General features: G+C 58.8%; 16 protein-coding genes and 1 pseudogene. 3 read left to right on the forward strand and 14 right to left on the reverse strand.

Translation table 11 applies throughout. The features are described from left to right. Positions 1-81 precede the first annotated feature (81 nt). Entirely contained in the window at positions 82-2859 is a 2778-nt protein-coding gene (locus E2F51_RS15975; RefSeq protein ID WP_134823917.1) for a flavocytochrome c, read from the forward strand. Positions 2860-2966: 107 nt separating this feature from the next. Here E2F51_RS15975 and E2F51_RS15980 read toward each other — a convergent pair whose 3' ends face one another. The 7 genes from E2F51_RS15980 to E2F51_RS16010 all read right to left on the reverse strand — a co-directional run bounded on the left by E2F51_RS15980 (position 2967) and on the right by E2F51_RS16010 (position 10070). Then, entirely contained in the window at positions 2967-4040 is a 1074-nt protein-coding gene (locus tag E2F51_RS15980; RefSeq protein ID WP_134823918.1) for a porin, read from the reverse strand. A gap of 89 nt (positions 4041-4129) precedes the next feature. Continuing rightward, positions 4130-4786, reverse strand: a complete 657-nt coding sequence (locus tag E2F51_RS15985; protein ID WP_134823919.1) for a flavin reductase family protein — start codon at positions 4784-4786, stop codon at positions 4130-4132. A gap of 1 nt (position 4787) precedes the next feature. After that, positions 4788-6212, reverse strand: a complete 1425-nt coding sequence (locus E2F51_RS15990) for a M24 family metallopeptidase (RefSeq protein ID WP_134823920.1) — start codon at positions 6210-6212, stop codon at positions 4788-4790. Between the two features lie 24 nt (positions 6213-6236). Then, positions 6237-7061 (reverse strand): ABC transporter permease, encoded by an 825-nt coding sequence (locus E2F51_RS15995; RefSeq protein ID WP_134823921.1) that lies wholly within the window; start codon positions 7059-7061, stop codon positions 6237-6239. Continuing rightward, a complete protein-coding gene (locus E2F51_RS16000) occupies positions 7054-7881 on the reverse strand; it encodes an ABC transporter permease (protein ID WP_134823922.1) in 828 nt (275 codons plus the stop codon). Before E2F51_RS16000 ends, E2F51_RS15995 begins: the two co-directional genes overlap by 8 nt. Before the next feature lie 9 nt (positions 7882-7890). After that, a complete protein-coding gene (locus E2F51_RS16005; protein ID WP_134823923.1) occupies positions 7891-8940 on the reverse strand; it encodes a PotD/PotF family extracellular solute-binding protein in 1050 nt (349 codons plus the stop codon). Positions 8941-8957: 17 nt separating this feature from the next. Further along, on the reverse strand, positions 8958-10070 hold the full coding sequence (locus tag E2F51_RS16010) for an ABC transporter ATP-binding protein (protein WP_134823924.1): 1113 nt from the start codon (positions 10068-10070) through the stop codon (positions 8958-8960). Between the two features lie 519 nt (positions 10071-10589). Between E2F51_RS16010 and E2F51_RS16015 the strand changes: the two genes are divergently transcribed. After that, entirely contained in the window at positions 10590-11693 is a 1104-nt protein-coding gene (locus E2F51_RS16015) for a sugar phosphate isomerase/epimerase (protein WP_134823925.1), read from the forward strand. A gap of 98 nt (positions 11694-11791) precedes the next feature. Beyond that, on the forward strand, positions 11792-12529 hold the full coding sequence (locus E2F51_RS16020) for a GntR family transcriptional regulator (protein WP_134823926.1): 738 nt from the start codon (positions 11792-11794) through the stop codon (positions 12527-12529). Between the two features lie 61 nt (positions 12530-12590). Here E2F51_RS16020 and E2F51_RS16025 read toward each other — a convergent pair whose 3' ends face one another. From E2F51_RS16025 to E2F51_RS16055, 7 genes and pseudogenes are all read right to left on the reverse strand, one after another. Then, positions 12591-13079 carry a GNAT family N-acetyltransferase gene (locus tag E2F51_RS16025; RefSeq protein ID WP_134823927.1) on the reverse strand — a complete coding sequence of 163 codons (489 nt, stop codon included), beginning with the start codon at positions 13077-13079 and terminating at the stop codon, positions 12591-12593. A gap of 29 nt (positions 13080-13108) precedes the next feature. Beyond that, the gene (locus E2F51_RS16030; RefSeq protein ID WP_134823928.1) at positions 13109-14041 is read right to left on the reverse strand and encodes a DMT family transporter; all 933 of its coding nucleotides are present in this window, start codon (positions 14039-14041) and stop codon (positions 13109-13111) included. Then, positions 14041-14628 (reverse strand): TetR/AcrR family transcriptional regulator, encoded by a 588-nt coding sequence (locus E2F51_RS16035; RefSeq protein WP_134823929.1) that lies wholly within the window; start codon positions 14626-14628, stop codon positions 14041-14043. The genes E2F51_RS16030 and E2F51_RS16035 overlap by 1 nt, the downstream gene beginning before the upstream one ends. A gap of 51 nt (positions 14629-14679) precedes the next feature. Continuing rightward, a complete protein-coding gene (locus E2F51_RS16040; protein ID WP_134823930.1) occupies positions 14680-17718 on the reverse strand; it encodes an efflux RND transporter permease subunit in 3039 nt (1012 codons plus the stop codon). Continuing rightward, complete coding sequence (locus E2F51_RS16045; protein WP_134823931.1) at positions 17715-18845, reverse strand: efflux RND transporter periplasmic adaptor subunit; 1131 nt, start codon at positions 18843-18845, stop codon at positions 17715-17717. Before E2F51_RS16045 ends, E2F51_RS16040 begins: the two co-directional genes overlap by 4 nt. A 91-nt stretch (positions 18846-18936) precedes the next feature. After that, positions 18937-20123 (reverse strand): annotated as a pseudogene (locus E2F51_RS16050) (sensor histidine kinase). After that, positions 20120-20812 carry a response regulator gene (locus E2F51_RS16055; RefSeq protein WP_013201778.1) on the reverse strand — a complete coding sequence of 231 codons (693 nt, stop codon included), beginning with the start codon at positions 20810-20812 and terminating at the stop codon, positions 20120-20122. Before E2F51_RS16055 ends, E2F51_RS16050 begins: the two are co-directional and overlap by 4 nt. Between the last annotated feature and the right edge of the window lie 84 nt (positions 20813-20896).

Below are 20896 nucleotides of genomic sequence, written 5' to 3' on the forward strand. Positions count from 1 at the left end.
TCACATCGGACCACTTAATTAAATGGAAAGTAACGCGTCCGCGACAGAATTCAAAACTTTTAAATTTTGGAGTTGATCATAATGCATACTCTCACCCCGATCCTGAATCCCCTGACTCTGCCCAATGGCGCGGTGCTGAAAAACCGCCTGCTGATGGCACCGATGACCACCTGTACCGGATTTTATGATGGCACCGTGACCAGCGAGCTGGTGGAGTACTACCGTGACCGTGCAGGCAGCATTGGTACGGTGATCGTGGAATGCTGTTTTATCGATCCTAAAGGCCCGGCTTTCCCCGGCGCCATCGCTATCGACAGCGACAACAAAATTTCCGGCCTGAGCAAAATTGCCCATGCCATCAAGTCCAAAGGCTCGAAAGCGATCCTGCAAATTTACCACGGCGGCCGAATGGTTGAGCCTGAGCTGATTGGCGGCAGAACGCCGGTTGCGCCGAGTGCCATCGCCGCACCCCGTGAAGGGGCCACCACGCCGCAGGCGCTGACCGCGGAAGAAGTGGATGTGATGATCACCAAATTTGGTGATGCCGTTAACCGCGCGATCAAAGCCGGCTTTGACGGGGTGGAAATCCACGGCGCGAATACCTATCTGATCCAACAGTTCTACTCCCCAAACTCTAACCAGCGTGACGACAAGTGGGGCGGCAGCCGCGATAATCGCGCCCGTTTCCCGCTGGAAGTGTTGGAAATCACCCATAAAATGGCCGAACGCTTCGCGGATAATTCTTTTATTATCGGCTATCGCTTCTCGCCAGAAGAGCTGGAAGTTCCCGGCATTCGCTTTGATGACACCATGTACCTCTTGGAGAAGCTCGCCGCGCGTGGCCTGGATTACGTGCACTTCTCCGTCGGCCAGCTGCTGCGTTCCTCCATCGTCGACCGTGAAGATCCGACGCCGCTGATCACAAAATTTATCGCCATGCGCTCTGAAACCCTCGCCAAAGTGCCGGTGATTGGCGTCGGTGGCGTGGTGAATAAAGAAGATGCCGAAAGCGCGCTGGAACATGGCTTTGACCTGGTGGCGATCGGTAAGGCCTGCATCGCCTATCCTGACTGGGCCGATCGCATTACCAACAACGAACACCTTGAACTGTATATCGACAGCAACAAACGCGAAGCGCTGAACATTCCTGAGCCGCTGTGGCGCTTCTCGCTGGTCGACGCGATGATCCGCGATACCAGCACCACCGGCCGCAAATACAAAGCTGGCGTCTATCAGGAAAAAGTGGAAGCCGAAGCGCTGAAGCTGAAAATCAACGTCACGCTGGATACCGACCGTATCACCGACATTATTCTGGTGCCGGATGACACACTGGACGTGGACTTCACCACCACCTTCGAAAGCCTGCGCAGCCGCATCCTGGTCGCCAACAGCCCGCACGTGGACGCCATCACCGGCGCGACCACCCAGAGTGAAGCGCTGAAAAAAGCCGTTTCCCGCGCGCTGGCCACTTCCAGTAAAGAGCACGTGATTGAGGAAGGCGGCAACCCGGCGGCACCGGTGAATTACGATGTGGTGGTGATCGGCAGCGGTGGCGCAGGCCTGGCTGCCGCCATTCAGGCCAGCGACGACGGCGCTCACGTGGTGATCATCGAGAAGATGCCCACCATCGGCGGCAACACCATCAAGGCGTCGGTCGGGATGAACGCGGCAGAAACCCGCTTCCAGAAACTGAAAGGCATCGAGGACAGCAAAGACCTGTTCTATGACGAAACGTTGAAGGGCGGCAAATTCAAAAACAATCCGGTGCTGCTGAGAGAGTTCGTAGAGCTGGCGCCAGAAGCGATCGAATGGCTGGCCGCCAAGGAAATTGAGCTGTGCGATATCACCATCACCGGCGGCATGAGCATTGACCGTACGCACCGTCCGGCTGACCGGTCTGCGGTTGGCGGCTTCCTGATCAGCGGCCTGGTGAAAAACATCAACAAGCGCGATATCGAAGTGCTGCTGGAAACCTCTGTGGCGGAGATTCTGGTTGAGAACGGTGTGGTTAAAGGCGTGAAGGTGGTCGATGAATACAACGACACCCGCATCCTGAATGCCAAAAGCGTGATTGTGGCGACCGGCGGCTTCAGCGCCAACCGCGAGATGGTGGTGAAATACCGTCCTGAACTGGATGGCTTCGTCACTACCAACCATGCCGGCGCCACCGGCAGCGGTATCGCCATGCTGCAGAAAATCGGTGCCGATACCGTGGATATGGGCGAGATCCAAATCCACCCAACGGTGGAGCAGACCACCTCCTACCTGATTTCCGAAGCCATTCGTGGCGGTGGGGCGATTCTGGTGAGCCAGGCGGGCAAACGCTTCTTTAATGAGATGGAAACCCGCGACAAAGTCTCCGCCGAAATCATCGCCTTGCCGGAGAAAAGTGCCTGGGTGATCTTCGATGAGCAGGTTCGCCTGAATAACAAAGCGGCTGACGAGTATATCGCCAAGGGCTTTGTGATCAGCGCACCGTCACCGCAGGAGCTGGCGATTAAGCTGAACATGGATCTCCATGCGCTGCTGGCGACGCTGGAACGCTACAACCTGTTTGTGGAAAAACAGGATGATGAAGACTTTGGCCGTAAAACCGCGCTGCGTCATCCACTGAATCAGGGACCGTTCTACGCTATCCGCATTGCCCCAGGGGTTCACCACACCATGGGCGGCGTGACCATCAACCCGGACACCGCAGTGCTGGATGCGCAGAAACAGGTGATTGAAGGTGCCTGGGCGGCAGGTGAAGTGGTTGGCGGTATCCACGGTGCAAACCGTATCGGCGGTAACGCCGTGGCCGATATCATTATCTTCGGTATCCTGGCCGGTAAAAACGCGGCGGCGCTGGCACGACGCTAAAGCAACAATGGGGTCACGCTCTCCGGCCATTTTCAGGCTCGGGGCGTGACCCCCTCTTATTGCGTGAATACGCTTATCAGAACGTTCAATTAAACCCTTGCCGCAGCTTAGAATTGATACGCAATTCCCAGTGCCATCACATCATCCGTGGCTAACCCCAGCGGATTGTCATTTTTCAGCAGGTTTATTTTATATTCTGCAAACACCACCATATTCTTATTGAAGTAATAATACGCGCCCGGTGCGATATAGTTAATAATATCCGTGTCACCAATCCCCTCAATATCTTCAGCCCGGGAGAATATCCAGGCCAGAGACGGGCGGAAACCATTGGTGAACTGATATTGTGCCACCGCCTCAATATTTTGCGCTTTATTGGCAAACCCGCCGCTAATCGGCGTGGCGTTCAGCGTTTCATCATAGTCAGCGGCAAGATAGATACTGTTGGCATCGTATTTTACCCCGGCGGCCCAGTGCTGTGCTTTCTCGCCGTTGCCGCGGCTCATGCTGTTCTGTTCCTCGGTGCGATCCAGGCTGGCGAAGGATCCCACCAGGCTGACGCCCGAGTCAAAATCATAGGTGGCCGACAGCGCGAAGCCATCGCCGTTGGAGCGGGTGATGGCATCACTGTCGCCGGCGCGTTCGTTTTTGCCCTGATACTGCGCGGCAATGTTAAGCCCGCTGAGCAGGCCGAAGAAGCCGTTGTTACGCCAGGTGAGCAATCCGGCGGAACGTCCCACCAGGAACACGTCGTTATAGTCGGAGTCGCTGCCGAAATACGGCAGCATATCCGTATAGCTCATCACGTCATACACCAGGCCAAAGTTACGGCCATAGTCAATGGAGCCCCACTGGCCATACTTTAATCCGGCGTAGCCCAGGCGGGTGGCGTTGCCGTTTTGCGCATCGCTGCCTTCGGAATTATGCAGGCTGTACTGATATGACCAGGTGCCATAGCCGGTAAGCTGGTTGGATATTTGCGTTTCGCCGTAAAACCCACCCTGGAGATTTGATGAAGCGTCGCCATCGTTATTAGCATCGTTGGAAATAACGTGCGAGGTTTTAATACGTCCGGTCAAATCAAGTCTGTTTCCGTCTTTATTATAGATCTCAGCTCCGTGTGCCGGGCACAGGAAAGCCAACAGTGGCATGGCTGCCATTGCAAGAGAACGCTTCATCATTTTATAAACCCTGTTTAATGTTGTTTTTTTTCCCCCCTTAAGGGGGGTATTTACTGATAATAGAATCCCTGTCTTTTATTACGGTAAACTTATTTAGTGAGCTGGCGTGCCTCCCATTGTTCTTTAGTTAATGTTTTTACGTCAAACTGATCGCGGGTGCGGCAGTAGGTATTACCGCCCATGCGGCCCACGGCATCCATCAGCTGCTGATCGATATGCATATTCTCAGGATTGACCGCATCGCTGCGGATATACACGCCAACCACTTCGCCTAAAATGATCTCGCGCGCGGCGCCAACCTGCAGCGTGGTATGACGGCGGCACTCCAGCGCGGCCGGTGCGGACAGAATGCGCGGGCTGCGCACCATTTTTCCGGGCGTAGTGTCCAGCCCGGCGGTCTCCAGCTCCTCCACCTCGGGGCCGAACTTAATGGCGCAGATCTCCATCTGATTAACCAGCGCATCGTCAACGATATGCACGGTGAACTCGCCGGTTTCACGAATGTTGCGCGCGGTGTCCTTGAAGCGCATATCGTCATAGTTCTCGACGCCAATCGCCACAATCGCCGGATCGTGGGTCAGCACGTTGAAAAAGCTGAACGGACCGGCGTTTGGCACGCCATCCTTGCTGAGCGTGGTCACCAGCGCGATCGGGCGCGGGATCACGGTGCCAATCAAAATCTTGTAACGCTCGCGCTCGGTTAAGTCGGCGAAATCAAAAAAAGTGTGCGGGACGGCGGGATTCATTTCAGGCTCCAGAGCGAATGCGGTGAGTTTCTAACGGCGTATGGCGGCTGAGGTTCTCAAAGCCGTCACGGGTCACGACGTAGCAGTCGCCAATGTTGCAGCCGGCAGAGAGCGGTTCCAGCCACTGGGTATGCAGCACAAACACCATGCCTTCTTCCAGCCGGTCGTAGTTGTGCGATGAAATATTGAAGCTGTTCTGACCGCCGGCCATGCCGACCGAATGGCCGAGATTGGGGTTATGCGGACCGTGCGTGGCCGGATAAACATGCATCAGCTTGCGGCCCTGAGCTTCCCAGTCGATATCCTTGACGTACTGCTGCGGGATCAGTCGTGCGCCGCCATCCGGCATCGGCGACCAGTTGTACGGCATGGTGCGCGCTTCCGGCGAGGTGAGCAGGCCCTGTTCGATCATCGACTCAAAGGCGGCGTTATTGATATCGCGCATCAGCGCACCGGGCTTGATCAGCCGCTCTGCGCGCTTTACGCCGTCGGTGCAGGCTGCCAGCACTTTTTCCTGACGTTCGGTGATCTCGCCCACCGCGATCATCCGCGCGGTTTGCGCGGTGTAGCCGCGCCAGGTGACGTTGGAGATATACAGATTGATCAAATCCCCCGGACGCACCACGTGACCGTACGGCTTGCCGCAGTGGGTGCCGAATTCATTGATGCCAATCTGATAGCCGTCGCCGGTCTCGCCGCCAAAGGCCATCTGCGCGGCGGTGAAGGCGGCGAAGATCTCGTGGTCGGTCACGCCCGGCCTGGCGACGTGGTAGGCCGCCTGGGTACCGATGCTGATCAGCTGCGCCGCGGCGCGGAACATCTCAATTTCACGCGGTGAACGCACCTTCTGCAGGCGGTCGAGGATCGGGTTGTCGGCAACAAATTTAGCGCCCGGCAGCATCGATTCCAGTCCGGCCCAGAAGGTCAGGGCGGTGCGATCGCCGAGGAGGCCGATCTGCGCTTTCTTCAGGCCCAGACCGGTCAGGATCTCGGCACATTTCTCGGCGGTTTTTACCACCGAATCACCCGGACGATCCGAATATTCGCGGCCAATCGGCCCAATTTGCCAGATATCGTTGACCAGCAAAGGCTCACCCGCAGGCGGCAGCAGCACCGACTGGGTGAAGAATGACAGCAGCGTCAGCGGTTTGTCGGCGTCGGTGGGGATAATTAATACCCCTTCACGCATCCAGTCACACAGGTAGCGCAAATAGTGGTTAGAGGCATGGAACCAGCCGACGCTGCCAGCATGCACCACCAGCGCATCGTGTCCGGCCTCCACCGCGGCACGGCGGACGCGGCGTAAACGTTCCTCAAACTCGTCCAGCGGCAGCGGCAGCGGCGCTGAGAATTCAAAATCGGGCTGAAAATCAGCCAGCAGCGCGCCAATACGATAGCCTGCGGCCGGGTTGCCTTGCATGGTCATAATCATTCCTTTTTGTTCAGTAAATTAAGGGTTCTGCGGGCGCGGGGCCAGCACGCGGCGGGCCACCAGCAGGCCCAGCAGCGTAATGGCGATCAGGATCCCGGAGATGGCGGCAACGCGCACATCCAGCGACTCTTCAATCAGCGCAAACATACGCAGCGGCAGAACCGTGGTACTGGCATCGGCCAGGAACAGCGTGACGGTGACGTTATCCAGCGACTGGATAAACACCAGAAACGCGCCGGCGAGGATGCCCGGCATCAGCAGCGGCAGGATCACCCGCCGCAAGGTCATAAACCAGCTGGCACCCATGGTGGTGGAGGCTTCGGCCAGCGACGGATTCAGCCCCTGCGCCACCACCGACGCGGCGCGGTACATCAACGGACCAAACACCACCACGTGTCCCAGCACCGTCAGCCACAGCGACGGCGCGAAGCCAAAGAAGTTGGCGACAATCAGCGCCGCCAGCCCGTACACCAGGCTTGGCAACACCAGCGGCGCCAGCAGCAGCGGCTCGATGGCATTGACGCTTTTACGCTTCATCCGCGTCATGCCGATGGTGGCGGGCACCGCAAACAGCAGCGATCCCAGCACCGCCCATCCGGCAATTTTCAGCGAGTTCCAGGCGGCGATATGCTCAGTCCCGGAGCGCACCGGATCCAGCAGCGCTTCATACCAGCGCAGGGAGAAGCCTTCCGGCGGGTACTTCAGCGTCTGCCCGGCGGTGAACGACATCATGATGGCGATGACGATCGGCGCGACCAGATAGATCAGGCACAGGGTGCCGAAGCCATAGACGAACAGCGTGTAAAGCCAGCCAGGGATGGGGTTTTCTCGGTGATCAGACATGGCCGCTCAGCCTCCTGTGACGTGAAATCATGGTCAGTGCCACCAGCAGACAGCCGGTCGACACCAGCAGTACCACCGCGATAGCGGACGCCAGTGGCCAGTCAAACAGCGTGCCGACTTCGCGATAAATCAGCTGTGGCACATAGACATTACGCGCGCCGCCAATCACGGACTGAGTGACAAACGAGCTGCTGGTGCTGGCAAACACCAGGATCCAGCCGGCCAACAGCCCCGGCAGCATCAGCGGCAGCAGCACGGTAAACAGAATGCGCCAGGGTCCGGCGCCCGACACCTGTCCGGCCTCGGTCAGTGAGTAAGGGGTACGGGTCAGAATGGCAATCAGCGGCAGAATAATCAGCGGCAGATCGATCTGGCACATCGCCATCACCAGCCCGGTTTCGGTGAACATCAGGCTGGTGGGCATGCCGGTGATGCCCAGCGCCATCAGCGCGTCGCTGATCGGCCCCTGGCGACCGAGAATAACAATCCACGCAAAGGTTCTGACCACGTTGCTGGTGAGCATCGGGACAAGCGTCAGGAAAATGACCATCTGCCGCACGGTTCTCCCGCTGTGCCAGTACAGCAGCGCAATGGGAATGCCCAGCAATGTGGTGCCGATCACCGTTTCAATCCCCAGTCGTGCCGTGTTGATCAGCACGTGGAAGTTGAAGGCGTCACCAAAAAAGCGGAAATAGTGATCCAGCGTGATGCCACTTTTTGAGAAAAAACTAAACCCGACTAAAACAGCGAGCGGCGTTGCGAAGAACGCCACGGAAAGCAGTAGCATGGGCAGGACATACGGAAAGCCGCTCTGTTTCATAACCTCACCTTATCCCGCTACGAGGGTGTCGAACTCGCGGATCCACGCATCGCGATTCTGATTAATTGCCGCCCAGTCCGGGTAGACCAGCTTCGGCAGCTCGGCGCGGGTGACGTAGGCCGAAATGGATGGCGTCAGCTCAACCTCTTTATTGGTTGGGAACATTTCCGCTGGCGGCATCTTGAACTGATCCTGTGCGGCTTTTGAAATGGCGGCATCCATATAGGCATACACGGCGTCGGCATTTTTAGTGCCTTTGGTCATATGGATATTGACCGGTGCCGCCGGTGAGCCGGTGACGGGGTGGACAAATTCGGCCTTCATCCCGAGGCTTTTCAGGCGGGCAACGTTGCTGGTGCTGCACATAAACACCGCGATTTCCTGCTGCTGGAACAGGGTCATCTGATGGTTGGTGCTGTCGACAATGCTGGCAAACTGCTCAGGATGTTCCTTAAACAGCTTGAACACCGCTGCCATATCATTCGGGCCGGTGCCGTAGATTTTGGCTATTTCGGTATAGGCCATCACCGCCGTGTTAGAGGCGAAACCGGTCCAGGAGACCAGCCCCTTATATTTTGGGTTGGTAAACAGGTCGGCATAACCGGCGGGACGCGGAACCATTTCCGGGTTATAGGCGATACCGTTCACTTCCACGGTGACGGTTGGGCCATATTCGCCCTGGAAACTTTTGTCCAGCAGGTTCCAGTTCTTCAGCCGTGACGGATCGATCTTCTGGATCAAATCGTTTTTAACCGCAATATCCATCTGGCCTGGCGACATCAGCAGCGCGTCATACGGGGGATTGCCGGGGCTGGCCATTACTTTTGCCAGCTGATCCTGCGCCATCGCCGGGGCGATGGTCAGGCCAAATCCCGATTTGCTCATGATCGGGGTCAGCACGTTGCGATAGGCATCTTCCCAGTTGCCGGGAAAGGTGGCGGCAACCGCAGTCTGCTGGCCCGCAGCCAACGCCCGAAATGACAGCGGCAGCAGGGAAGTGGCCGCTGCGCCCGCGATAAGCTGACCGAACCGACGACGACTGATTTCAAAGTCTTTCATGTTGTTCACTCCTGGTGTTAACTAACGGGTTGCGGTTCAGCCGGGAAGGCGTGACAGCGAGTGGTATCGATTTCAGCAAACAGCTGAGAACCGGGAAGCGGTATAGCCGTACCGGGGCCACGCACCTGCGAGGCACGCAAACCGGTACCGCAGCCCAGCGACAGGTCGTGAACCAGCACCGGGCCCAATGGCACCGACACGGTTAAGGTCACCGGATGGCGGTTGTCGCCGGGGTGTTCGGTCAGTTGCACCTCTTCAGGACGGAAGGTAATCACCACCCTGGAACCGAGGGTAAAATTGAGCCGGCGCGGCAGACGCAGGAATTTGTTATCCGCCAGGCCAATCACCGTGGTGTCACCCTCAAAGCGCAGCACTTCGCCCGGCAGCTGGTTGGTCTGGCCGATAAAGGTATTCACAAACAGCGATTTCGGGCGATCGTAAACCGCCATCGGCGTATCAATCTGTTCAACGTTGCCCTTATTCATCAGCACCAGACGGTTCGCCAGGCTTTGCGCCTCCTCCTGATCGTGGGTCACGATCAGCGTGGTGATGCCCAGGCTCTTTTGCAGCTGCAGCAGCTCAACCTGAAGATCGAAGCGCAGTGCGCGGTCAAGCGCACCGAAAGGCTCGTCCAGCAGCAACAGTGACGGCCGTCCGGCAATGGCACGGGCAACCGCAACGCGTTGCTGCTGACCACCCGACAGTTCACGCGGCAGACGGTTGGCATACTCACCGAGCCGCACCAGCTCCAACATCTCCGTCACGCGCGCCTTGCGTTCAGCGCGGGGCACCTGTTGGCACGCCAGCGGATAGGCAATGTTCTCGGCCACCGTCAGATGCGGGAACAGCGCATAGTTCTGGAAAACCATGCCAATGCCGCGCGCCCTGGCCGACACGGCCGCGAGGTTCTGGTTTCCCAGCTCAATCTTTCCGGCTTTGGGCTGAATCAACCCGGCGATGGCGCGCAGCACGGGGGATTTCCCGCAGCCGCTGGGGCCCAGTAGCGCCACGATTTCGCCGGGTTCAATGGTGAAGGCAATGTCGCTGATCGCATTATTGCCGCCGTAGCTATGGGTAAGACCCTGAACGCTGAGCCGCTTGCGTTCTGATGTTTTAGGCATAGTTGACATAGTGCTTCCCTGGTGCTGAGACGCTAAATAAAGAACCGAGATGACAGGAAAATTGCAAGCGACATGCCAACCCCGCGCTACGCGGCGGAATAAATCCTAATTTTATGATTTAAATGGCTTTTATTTTCGAAATTACGTTCGTAAAAATATGCGAAACTATTTAATACGAAATATTCTACAGTCTTTGACAATGAGCGATCACTTTTTTGGTGCATAAGTTTCATCAAAATGGTGCGAATTTGCTCAGGGAACGGCGTAAAGGCAGGGATAAAGTTGAGGGTAAGCAGGGGGATTCAGAGCGCGCATCGGCCATCAAGCCTTGTCTGGCAAGGAGTGACGGCGCATGGCCAGTCGAGATCGCTTTGTTTGGTGATTAATTTTTATTTTTGTATAATGTAGATTCGAAACTTTATTATTAAATTTTTTCTCCTGTTAATCAGTGGGTTACTCTCGATGCGTTATGCCTGGCATACCGCTTGCACAGCAAATCAGACAGTCCCCATTAAAGGAATTCCCCTGATGAGATTAGGCATTGATGGTTTAAAGCTACCAGAAGTAAAAAAGCGCGGCCCGCTGGCGAGCCTCGACCACGTTGTCGAGCTGGGCCTGGACGGCGTTTTCTTCAGCACCCTGCTGGATATGAGCCCCACGCTGAATGCCGGCGAGCTGCGGGCGATCCGCGACAAGGCTGACAGCCTCGGCCTGTATCTCGAAAGTGGCCTCGGCAAAATCAATCCTTATTGCAGCGCCGAGTCCCCGGAGCTGCGCGATATCGGCAACGGTGACATCATCGCCGGCTTAACCCGGATGATTGAGGCCGGTGCGGCCATTGGCTGCAAAGAGCTGTGGGTGTCGCCGGGGAACTTTAAACCTGCCTATCCTGGCCGGCTGGCGGTCGATCGCTTTCGCACCGACGTAAGCTGGGACGATCAGCTGCTGGCGATGGAAAAGGTGCTGCGTAAGCTGGCGCCGGCGGCTCGCGCCAACGGCGTGCATATGAATATCGAAACCCATGACGAGATCACCTCGTTTGAAATCCTGCGTTTAATTGAGGCGGTGGGCGAGGATTGCGTCGGCGTGGTGCTGGATACCGCCAATATGCTGCAGCGCGCGGAACATCCGGTGTGGGCCGCGCGCCGACTGGCGCCGTGGGTAAGACAGACGCATATTAAAGATGCTTATATTGGCCGGGCACCCGGCGGCCTGGACTTCCAGCCGCGTCCGTGCGGCAGCGGCATCGTCGACTTTTCCGCCATTCTGGCGCTGCTGGCGCAGGCCAACCCGCAGGTTAACCTGTCGCTGGAAATTGCGCAGTCATCGGATGATAAGCCGCGCAGGGCCAATCCGCGCCAGTGCATCCAGATTAACGATCCGCTGTGGCGCGCCGGCCATCCTGATTTAACGCCGGAAGAGCTGGACGCCTATATGGCCATGCTGGACGCTTACGAGCTGCGCGTACAGGCCGGCGAAGTGGCCGACTGGGAAGGCTATGAGTCGGCCAACTACGGTTATCCAAGCTATCAGCATCAGCCTTACGGTTACCACCAGACCGTCAGCGCGATCCGCAGCTCTGCCGACCATATCCGGTCTCTCTGTGCTGAACAGGGCATCATCTTAAATTGAGACGTTGCGCAGGGATTGTATTACGGAGATAGTAGGCGGCGGTGGGTCTGAAGACCAAATGCGGTGGGTGTGCTCATCGCAAGATTAGGGAGAAAAGCATGAAAACTACGCGCAGCCGGGGCGCAGCGGCAGCCGGAAAAGAGGCCGCGACGGGTGACGTTACTGATGATGTGTCCGAGCGTATTCGCATTACGCTGGCCAGCGCCATCGGTGAGGGCGCGCTGAAACCGGGCAGCAAAATCCTGGAAGAAGCGATTGCCGAGCACTTTGGCGTCAGCCGCACCGTGGTGCGCGGCGCGCTGGGCGTACTGGAAAGCGATCACCTGCTGGAAAGAAAGCGCAATCGCGGGACCTTCGTTGCCGAGCCGGGGATTCAGGAAGCGCGAAGCCTGTTTGAAGCGCGTCGCAAGCTGGAAGGTATTCTGCTGGAGCTGGTAACGCAGCGGGCCACCAGGGACCAGCTGGAATTTCTGGAAAAGCTCACCGATGAGGAAGAGCATATCCATCAGCACGGCGATGAAAAATCGAAAACCGTGCTGTCCGGAAAATTTCATCTGGTACTGGCGGACATGGCCGGCAATGCGGTGCTGACGGAAATGCTGTCAAAAATCGTGGCGCGCCTGTCGCTGGTGATGGCGCTGTATGAAGAGAAGCACACCGACGACTGCGGTGCCGATCATCACCGGATGATTGTCAAAGCGCTGAAAGCGAAAGATCTGGCTAAGGCGCAGCAGCTGATGGACCATCATCTTGCCGATATTGAAGGCCGTGTCCACCTGACCGAAGGGCAGGGCGATCGCCACTCCTTTATCTCGGTGCTGGAGAATTTCTCCTGAGCGAAATGACGCCTGCCAACCTCGTTGGCAGGTATCCCACTCATCGAAAAATGTATGCCGCTCACAGGTCTAGGGCGTAAAACCGCGTATCGACCGCCATTAAAGGGAATGTTGAGGGCAAATCATGCTGGCTGACCAGGCTGAAACCGTGCTTTTCATAAAAGGCATGCGCCGCCAGAAACCTGTCGGTGGTACCGAGATAAATCGTTTTGATCCCGCGCTGTTTAGCGGTTTCAATCAGCAGCGCCAGCATCTGGCGGGCAATCCCCAGTTCACGTCCTCGCCAGGCGGCGGCCACGAACATCTTGCGTAAGGCCGCCATATTGTTACCGATGTCTTTCAGACCAATGGTGCCAATCACCGCGTCCGCCATCCGTGCTACCCAGAAGTCACCGCTGCCACACTGGTAAAATGACGGGATTTGCATCAAATCGGGTTGATCCTCAGCCGAGATGTCGATGCCGAACTCCTCACGTTGGATATGCAAAATCATTGGGATTAACCCGCGCTCATCACCCGGTGCATAGCGCGCAATACGCAATTGTTCCATTCAGATACCCTTAGCCGTTGGTTATCGCCTCAGACCCTTTCCGATCGGCGTCTGCCCGCAGGGAAGCGTAGCATGCTTAACGGCAGGGTGATCACCGCCAGGCTGGCGACGATTAATGTGACGCCAGCCCATCCATAAAACGGCAGCCTTTCTCCGACCAGCACCACCGCCAGCAGCGCGGCAACCACCGGTTCCAGCAGGGTGATGGTGGTGGCCATGCTGGCGGGAATGCGCGCCAGCCCGTAGCCATAGCAGACGTAACCAATAAACATCGGCACCAGCGCCATATAAATCCCAACCGCAGCATTATTCCAGGCGGCCAGCAGCGGCGCGCCGGTCAGCAGCAATACCGGCATCAGCAGCAGCCCCCCGGCACCAAATGTGGCACCCATCGCCGCGCGGGGCAGCACGCCGCACTGCATTAACCGCCTCGCTGACCACGAATACAGGGCATAGGTGAAACCGGCCAGCAGTCCCAGGGCGATGCCCGCCATGGCGTAGCCGTTGCCGGCACCGTGCCCGCCGCTTTCCGCCATGCACAGCAAGGCCATGCCGGCCACGCCAACCAAGGCGCCGATCGCCCACTGTTTTGTCAGGCGCAGTCCGTCAAGACGGGTTTCGATCAGCGCGGAGAGCAGGGGCGCAGAGCCGATGGAGATCACCGTGCCGACCGTTACCCCGGCATAGCGCATCGAGGTGTAGAAGGCGAGGGGATAGACCGCGACCGCGAGGGCTCCGGTCAACAGAAAAGGCCAGTGTCGGGCAATCAGGCGGCGCTGACGAATGATCGTGGTCGCGGCAATCAGCGCCTGCAGCAGTCCGCCAATCCCCATTGCCACCGCGCCCACCGCCAGCGGGCTCAGCCCTGGGGCATAGGTGGCGGCGGTGCCGGTGGTGCCCCACAGGATCGCTGCAATCAGCACGCCCGCCGTACCGCCCAGTCGTTGTCCGGATGACAGCATTAACAGGCCTCCATCATTTTGCCCGCCATGGCGGCGGCCTGGGTAACACAGTCGCTGCGGCCTTCCAGCCCGGCGCGTGAGATGCTGCCTTCCAGCAGAAAGGCAAAATGTCGGGCCATTTCACCGGCAGCACCGGCGTCTCCGCCGAGTAAATCGCTCAGATGCGCGGTCAGAATGGCCTCGACCTCTTCCTTGTGTTCACGCACCGCCTGACGTCCCGGCGATCCGGCCGGCAGCTCGGCTGCCGCGTTGAGCAACCCGCAGCCGCGAAAGCCATTTTCATAGGCAAATTCGGCGTGATCCTCATAGGCAGCAAACACCGCCAGCACCCGGTCGCGCGGGGTGATGGCGCTGGCCACCCGGTTTTTGTACAGCGAAAGCCACTCGTCATGACGCACCCGGAGGTAGGTGGCCACCAGCTCATCTTTAGAGGCGAAGTTGTTGTACAGGCTCTTTTTGGCCACCCCAGCCCGCTTGATGATGGCATCAATGCCGGTGCCGTTGACGCCATGGTTATAAAACAGGACGCGTGCCGCGTTGAGCAGCTTTTCATAGGCGGATTCAGAACCCACAGGCAGGCCAGCCATAAGTCACCTCGTGAATAAAAGTAGGTAGACCAGTCTACCTACTCTGCGCGGTTAATCAACCTCAGTCTGCATCACCAGGCTCATCGAAGCCGGCAGCACGGTCAGCGTCACCACCGTCGCCACTAACAGTCCGCCGGTGATTGCCCAGGCCATCGGACCCCAAAAAACCTGATGGGAGATCGGGATCATCCCGAGGATTGCCGCGCAGGCGGTAAGCATAATCGGACGTGAACGGTTCAGCGCCGCCGCAATGATCGCGGCGTCATGCGCCATGCCGGCGCGGGTATTGTTATCCACCTCGCTGATCAGGATCACCGCATTGCGGATGATCATCCCGGTCAGCGCGATCACCCCCAGCAGGGCGACAAACCCCATCGGCGTGCCCGACGGCAGCATCGCCATCACGATGCCAATCAGGCCAAAGGGTGCCATCAGCAGCGCCAGGAAAAGCCGTGAAAAGCGCTGCAGCTGCACCATCAGCAGCACCAGCATGATGCCCAGCGTCACCGGCAGCACGGCAAAGATCGAGCCGTTGCCTTTGTTTGATTCGGCCACCGTGCCCAGCTCTTCGATGCTGTAGCCCGAGGGCAACGAGGTGCGGAATCGGTCAATAGCCGGTGCGAGGCTGTCCGACAGGGCTTCAGCCCGGACGCCGGGTGCCACATCGGTCTGCACGGTAATAAACGGCAGCCGCTGGTGTCGCCAGATAACCGGATCGTCAACCAGCCATTGTGGCGTTGCCACCTGGGCCAGCGGGATCTTCTCTCCCCGACTGTTGGTAAACAGCATCCCGGAAAGCGCCGCCAGGTCCTGCCGATCGCTGTCGCTGCCGCGGAGCACCACGCCAAGCTGACGGTTACCCTCACGCAAGGTGGTGACCTGCTTACCTGACCAGTAAGTGTTCAGCCCGTCGGCGAGACTTTCCGAAGACAGGCCCGCCGCCCGCGCCGCAGTCTGGTTAACCAGCAGGTTGGTGACCCGCTCGGGCTCACCTGAGGTCAGATTCACATCGCGGGTCAGGGCATTTTTGCCGACCACTTCCGCCAGCTGACGGGCAAAGATGCCGACGGTGTCGTTATCCGGTCCCGTCACCCGGTATTTAACCGGCCAGCCCACCGGCGGCCCCAGCTCCAGCGGCGACACGCGGGTGGTGATATCGCTGAAGTGCTGACTCAGCATCGCCTGTAGCTGGCTGCGCAGGCGATCGCGGGCGGCGAGGTCTTTCGCCACCAACACCAGCTGCGCGGTATTTTCATTGTCGTTGAGCACGTCCATCGGCAGATAGAAGCGGATCGCGCCGCCGCCGATATAGCTGCTGAAACGATCGATATTATCATTGCCCTTCAGCCGAGCTTCCAGATCGCGGGTTCTGCGGGCGGTCTCCGCCTGAGAGACATTGGCGGGCAGGTTCAGGCTGACCAGCAGCTCGGGACGATCGGAGGCCGGGAAGAATTCGCCCTGCATAAAGGTGGTTCCCCACGCCGACAGGGCCAGCAGGCACAGCGCGATGCCAATGGTCAGCAGGCGGTGGCGCAACACGCGCTGGAGAATTCCGCGATACCAGCCGATGAGTTTGCCTTCTTTTCTGACGTGCCCGTGCAGGGATTCGGCCAACATCCAGCTGCCGATCAGGGGCGAAAACAGTATCGCCACGCCCCAGGAGCACAGCAGCGAAATCAGCACCACCGCGAACAGGGAATAACAGTATTCCCCGGCGGCAGAGGCGGCAAAACCGACCGGGATAAAGCCGCTGATCATCACCAGCGTGCCGGTCAGCATCGGAAACGCCGTGGTTTCAAACGCCACCGTCGCCGCCCGCCAGCGGCTGTCGCCCGCTTCCAGACGGGTGACCATGGTTTCCACGGCGATCATCGCGTCATCGACCATCAGGCCGAGGGCAATGATCAGCGCACCCAGTGAAATGCGCTGCAGCCCGATCCCCGCCAGCTGCATACCGATAAAGGTCAGGGCCAGCACCAGCGGGATGGCGGCCGCCACCACCAGGCCGGCCCGCATTCCCAGCGAGAGAAAAGACACCGCCAGCACGATGGCGATCGCTTCCAGCAGCACCCGAACAAAGCTGCCGATCGCCTGAACCACCACCTGGCTTTGATCGGCAACCTGCACCACCTCAATGCCGTGCGGCAGCTGCTGCTGGATCGCCGCCATCCGCTGATTCAGCGCCTTGCCGAATGCCGGCATATTGCCGCCAGCGGCCATTGAAATGGCCAGCCCTATCGCCGGCTCACCGTTTACGCGAAATGCCGGCGCAGGCGGGTCAGCGATATCACGGGTGACGCTGGCAATATCCGCCAGCGGGATATAGCGACCGGCGATATTCAAGGTCACCTGGCGCAGACTCTGTTCTGAGGTAAAAGCCCCGCTGACCCGCAGCGCGATATTTTCACCGGGCGTCCTTAACGTGCCCGCTGAAACCACGGCATTCTGCTGTTTCAGCGCGTCCGCCACCCGATCGGCAGTGATCCCCATTCCCGCCAGCTTATGCAACGAGAAGGCCACGGTGATCTGTTGCTCCTGAACGCCGATCAGCCGGATTTTGCCCACGTCCGTCAGGCTGGCCAGGCTGCGGCGAACCGTTTCAACCCGGTCGCGCAGCTCCTGCGGGCTAAACCCCTCGGCGGTAAAGCCGTAAATAGTGCCCCAGGTGTCATCGAACTCATCGTTGACCGCCGGGGTACTGACGCCATCAGGCAGGGAAGGCGTCAGGTCCTGCACCTTCTTTCTGACCTGATACCAGATATCCGCCACCGCATTGGGCGGCGTGTCATCGCGCAGGTTGACGAACAGGGTGGTTTGACCGGCACGCGTTTCGCTTTCGACATAATCCAGATGCGGGATCTCCTGCAGCTTTTGTTCCAGCGGATCGGTCACCAGATTGACCATGTCCGTGACCGTCGCCCCAGGCCACTGCGCACCGATCACCGCCGTTTTGATGGTGAAGGCAGGATCTTCATTTCTCGGCAGCTGCTCAAAGCTCATGATGCCCGCAGCCATGATTAACAGCATAAAAAACACCATCAGCTGCTGGTGGCTCAGCGCCCAGCGGGAAAGATTGAATTTGGCATTCATGGATTCGGCTCCCCAGCACTGACTTTCTCGCCATCGCGTAGATGACTGACGCCGGCGGTCACCACCGCCTCACCGGGTGCGATGCCGGATTTCACCCACACCGCGTCCACGGTGAAGCGGTCGACCACCACCGGCCGCAGGTGCACGGTCTGCGTATTGCGATCGACCACGAATAGCGCGGCGGCGTGTTGAGAACGGGTCAGCGCCGACGCCGGAAGGCGGATGGCAGACTGTCCCGGCAGGGTTATCTGGCCGAGTACGCTGGCTCCCAACGCTATCGCGTCCGGCGGATTGTTCAGGGTGACGCGGATGCGCCAGGTGCGGGTTTGCGCATCGGCCTGCGGGCTGACGTCACGCAGCGATCCGCTGACCTGAACCGCCGGATTGGCAAGCAGGGTGATCAGCAACGGTGTGCTGGCATTTGCGCTAAACAGGTGAGGATCGGCGACATCAAAGACGGCATCCCGGCTGCCTGAGGTGGCGAGCGTCACCACGGTCTGGCCTTCGCTGACCACCTGCCCGGCTGAGGCGCTGACGCCGGTGATAATGCCGTCTTCCGGCGCGTTCAGCGTGGTCCAGGACAGGGTTTCTCTGGCATTGCTGAGGGCTGCCTGACTGCTTTTCAGTCGGGCGGCGGCGGACTGCCAGTCTGATTTCGCGGTATCCAGCTGGACGCGGGCAATTGCGCCCTGCGGCATCAGCAACGTCATTCGCTTCAGGCTGAGGGCGGCCAGATGTTCGGCAGCCGCAGCACTTTCAACGTCTGCCTGGGCGCTGAGCAGCTGATTATGGCTGCTCTCACTTTCGATGGTCGCCAGCGACTGTCCGGCGTGCACCCGGTCGCCAACGTCCACCGCTCTGGCGGTGATCCTGCCATCAAGGCGAAAGCCCAGCGTGATTTCATCATGGGCACGTATTTCGCCGGTCTGGCTCAGTGACACACCCGACTCGGGAGCGGGGGCCAGGATGAAGCGAACGGGGCGCGGAGGCGCGACCGGCAGCGGGGATTTTTCGCCGCAGCCGCAGAGTGAACAGGTCACCGGCAGGATAACCAGCAGGGTGTTTTTTAGGCTCACGGCCAGGGCATGCAGTGTTTGTCTGACGAAAGGGATAATCAACGCGGTCATGGTCATCGTCCTGAAACTGAATCGCGTCAGTTTCAGGACGACCTGTCCAGAATCGCCGTATGTTTTATCAAGATGGGGTCAATTTCTGACTTTATTGCGCACTTTTATCCCGGTCGGTGGGAAGCATAACCGTTATCAGCAGGCCGCCGTCGTCCGGCAGCGTTGCAACCACTTCGCCACCGTGCGCCAGACAGATGGCGCGGGCAATCGACAGACCCAGACCGCAGCCGCCCGAATGCCGCGCCCGTGAGGAATCGGCCCGGGTGAAGCGGTCAAACAGCGAAGGCAGAAAATCCTCCGCTACACCCGGCCCACGATCTTTAAAACAGATCGATTGCCGGTCGCCTTGGCTTTCCAGCCACACGCTGAGGCAACGCCCTCGGCGGCATAGCGCAGGGCATTCTCCATCACGATAGTGAACACCTGCGCCAGACGGAAGGCGTCTCCGGTGATCATGCAGGGGGCCTGTTCTCTGATGACGATCGCCATGCCCAGCGCTTCCGCCTGCGGCGTCAGCCAGTTCGCCCGCTCGTGCAGCAGCTCGGTGATATCCAGGCTCTCATGATGCAACACCAGCTGCCCGGCATCCGCCAGTGAGAGCAGGTGCAGCTCATCGGTTAAGCGGCTGAGATGCTGTAACTGCTTCATCACCATCTGCAATTGCTCCGGCTCCGGCTGGAAAACCCCATCCAGCATGCCCTGCATCCGGCCGATGGCGGCGGTTAATGGCGAGCGCAGTTCATGGGCCATCGCCACGTGCGACGCCTGCAGCTCACGATCGTACCTCTCCAGCTGGGCGGTCATGGCGTTAAAGTCGGCGGTAAAGCGCACCAGCTCGGTCGGGGCATTTTTTATCTGTGCCGCGCGGGTGGAAAACTCGCCGCGTGCCACCGCGCCGGCGGCCAGCACCAGGCTGCCAAACTGTGCAGATAACGGCCGGGCGATACGCAAACCGACCAGGGTGATCACCGGGATCATGATGACGATCATCACCCCCAGCGCAATCCAGTCGGGCGAGGCGATAGAGGGCACCGAATACTGCAGCCCCCAGCGATCGTCCATAATCTGATGGAAGCGGGCAGGATTGAGGGTCGGGTTGTGAAGGAGGATCTGAAATTCCTGCTTCAGTGCCGGTGACATCCGCTGCATGATCCACATATTTTCCAGCGCAAACCGCAGCCACATTAACGCCGCGATAATGACGATGGTGCCAATCGCCAGCGCCAGGATGCGCATACAGATCCAGCGCCATAAAAACTGATGGGAAATTTTACTCATGGCTGTCTGAACCGGTAGCCGACGCTACGCACATTGATCAACACTTCGCTGATGCCCGCCAGCTCCAGCTTTTTGCGCAGATTATAAACGTGGGTATCAACCACCCGCTCCAGCGCTTCGCTGTCCGGCAGGCATTTTTCCAGCAGTTGCAGGCGTGAAAAAGCACGGGTAGGGGATTGCATTAGGGTGGTGAGCAGACAGAATTCGGTCGGCGTCAGGTCCAGCAGGGCGCGGCCCGCTTCGCTGCCCACCGTGGCGGTCATCGATTCGCTGTCGACTTCCAGCCCGTTCCAGCGCAGCCGCTCATCCGCCAGCGCCGCCGGGACGCCGCGCCGCAGCACGGCGTGGACACGGGCGACCACTTCTCCGGGATTGTAGGGCTTGACCACGTAGTCATCGGCGCCGTAACGCAGCGCGCCAATCTTGTCATGCGCTTCGCCCATCGCGGTGACCATAATCACCGGCACGTGGCTTTTTCGCCGCAGCGCAGCCAGCACCTCGGTGCCATTCAGGCCGGGCAACATCACGTCCAGCAGGATCAGATTCGGTTTCCACTGGGCGACAACATCGAGCGCGCGCAGCCCATCGCCGACAATGGCGACCTCAAAATGGTCCCTTTTAAGATAGGCCTCCAGCACGCTGGCGGCATCCGCATCATCTTCAACGATCAGAATTCTTTTTGACTGCATCGCTGCACCTTGACTCTTTCTTGATAATCATCTGCCAATATAATATTGGCGTATTTATAATTTATTTATCAACACGTCACCCAT

Source organism: Erwinia sp. QL-Z3 (assembly GCF_004551645.1).
In the GTDB taxonomy this organism is placed as follows: Bacteria; Pseudomonadota; Gammaproteobacteria; order Enterobacterales; family Enterobacteriaceae; genus Erwinia; species Erwinia billingiae.

Coding starts and splice junctions, on each gene's coding strand:
- E2F51_RS15975 (WP_134823917.1), top strand. CDS start 82: ATGCATACTCTCACCCCGATCCTGAATCCCCTGACTCTGCCCAATGGC.
- E2F51_RS15980 (WP_134823918.1), bottom strand. CDS start 4,040: ATGATGAAGCGTTCTCTTGCAATGGCAGCCATGCCACTGTTGGCTTTC.
- E2F51_RS15985 (WP_134823919.1), bottom strand. CDS start 4,786: ATGAATCCCGCCGTCCCGCACACTTTTTTTGATTTCGCCGACTTAACC.
- E2F51_RS15990 (WP_134823920.1), bottom strand. CDS start 6,212: ATGACCATGCAAGGCAACCCGGCCGCAGGCTATCGTATTGGCGCGCTG.
- E2F51_RS15995 (WP_134823921.1), bottom strand. CDS start 7,061: ATGTCTGATCACCGAGAAAACCCCATCCCTGGCTGGCTTTACACGCTG.
- E2F51_RS16000 (WP_134823922.1), bottom strand. CDS start 7,881: ATGAAACAGAGCGGCTTTCCGTATGTCCTGCCCATGCTACTGCTTTCC.
- E2F51_RS16005 (WP_134823923.1), bottom strand. CDS start 8,940: ATGAAAGACTTTGAAATCAGTCGTCGTCGGTTCGGTCAGCTTATCGCG.
- E2F51_RS16010 (WP_134823924.1), bottom strand. CDS start 10,070: ATGTCAACTATGCCTAAAACATCAGAACGCAAGCGGCTCAGCGTTCAG.
- E2F51_RS16015 (WP_134823925.1), top strand. CDS start 10,590: ATGAGATTAGGCATTGATGGTTTAAAGCTACCAGAAGTAAAAAAGCGC.
- E2F51_RS16020 (WP_134823926.1), top strand. CDS start 11,792: ATGAAAACTACGCGCAGCCGGGGCGCAGCGGCAGCCGGAAAAGAGGCC.
- E2F51_RS16025 (WP_134823927.1), bottom strand. CDS start 13,079: ATGGAACAATTGCGTATTGCGCGCTATGCACCGGGTGATGAGCGCGGG.
- E2F51_RS16030 (WP_134823928.1), bottom strand. CDS start 14,041: ATGCTGTCATCCGGACAACGACTGGGCGGTACGGCGGGCGTGCTGATT.
- E2F51_RS16035 (WP_134823929.1), bottom strand. CDS start 14,628: ATGGCTGGCCTGCCTGTGGGTTCTGAATCCGCCTATGAAAAGCTGCTC.
- E2F51_RS16040 (WP_134823930.1), bottom strand. CDS start 17,718: ATGAATGCCAAATTCAATCTTTCCCGCTGGGCGCTGAGCCACCAGCAG.
- E2F51_RS16045 (WP_134823931.1), bottom strand. CDS start 18,845: ATGACCGCGTTGATTATCCCTTTCGTCAGACAAACACTGCATGCCCTG.
- E2F51_RS16055 (WP_013201778.1), bottom strand. CDS start 20,812: ATGCAGTCAAAAAGAATTCTGATCGTTGAAGATGATGCGGATGCCGCC.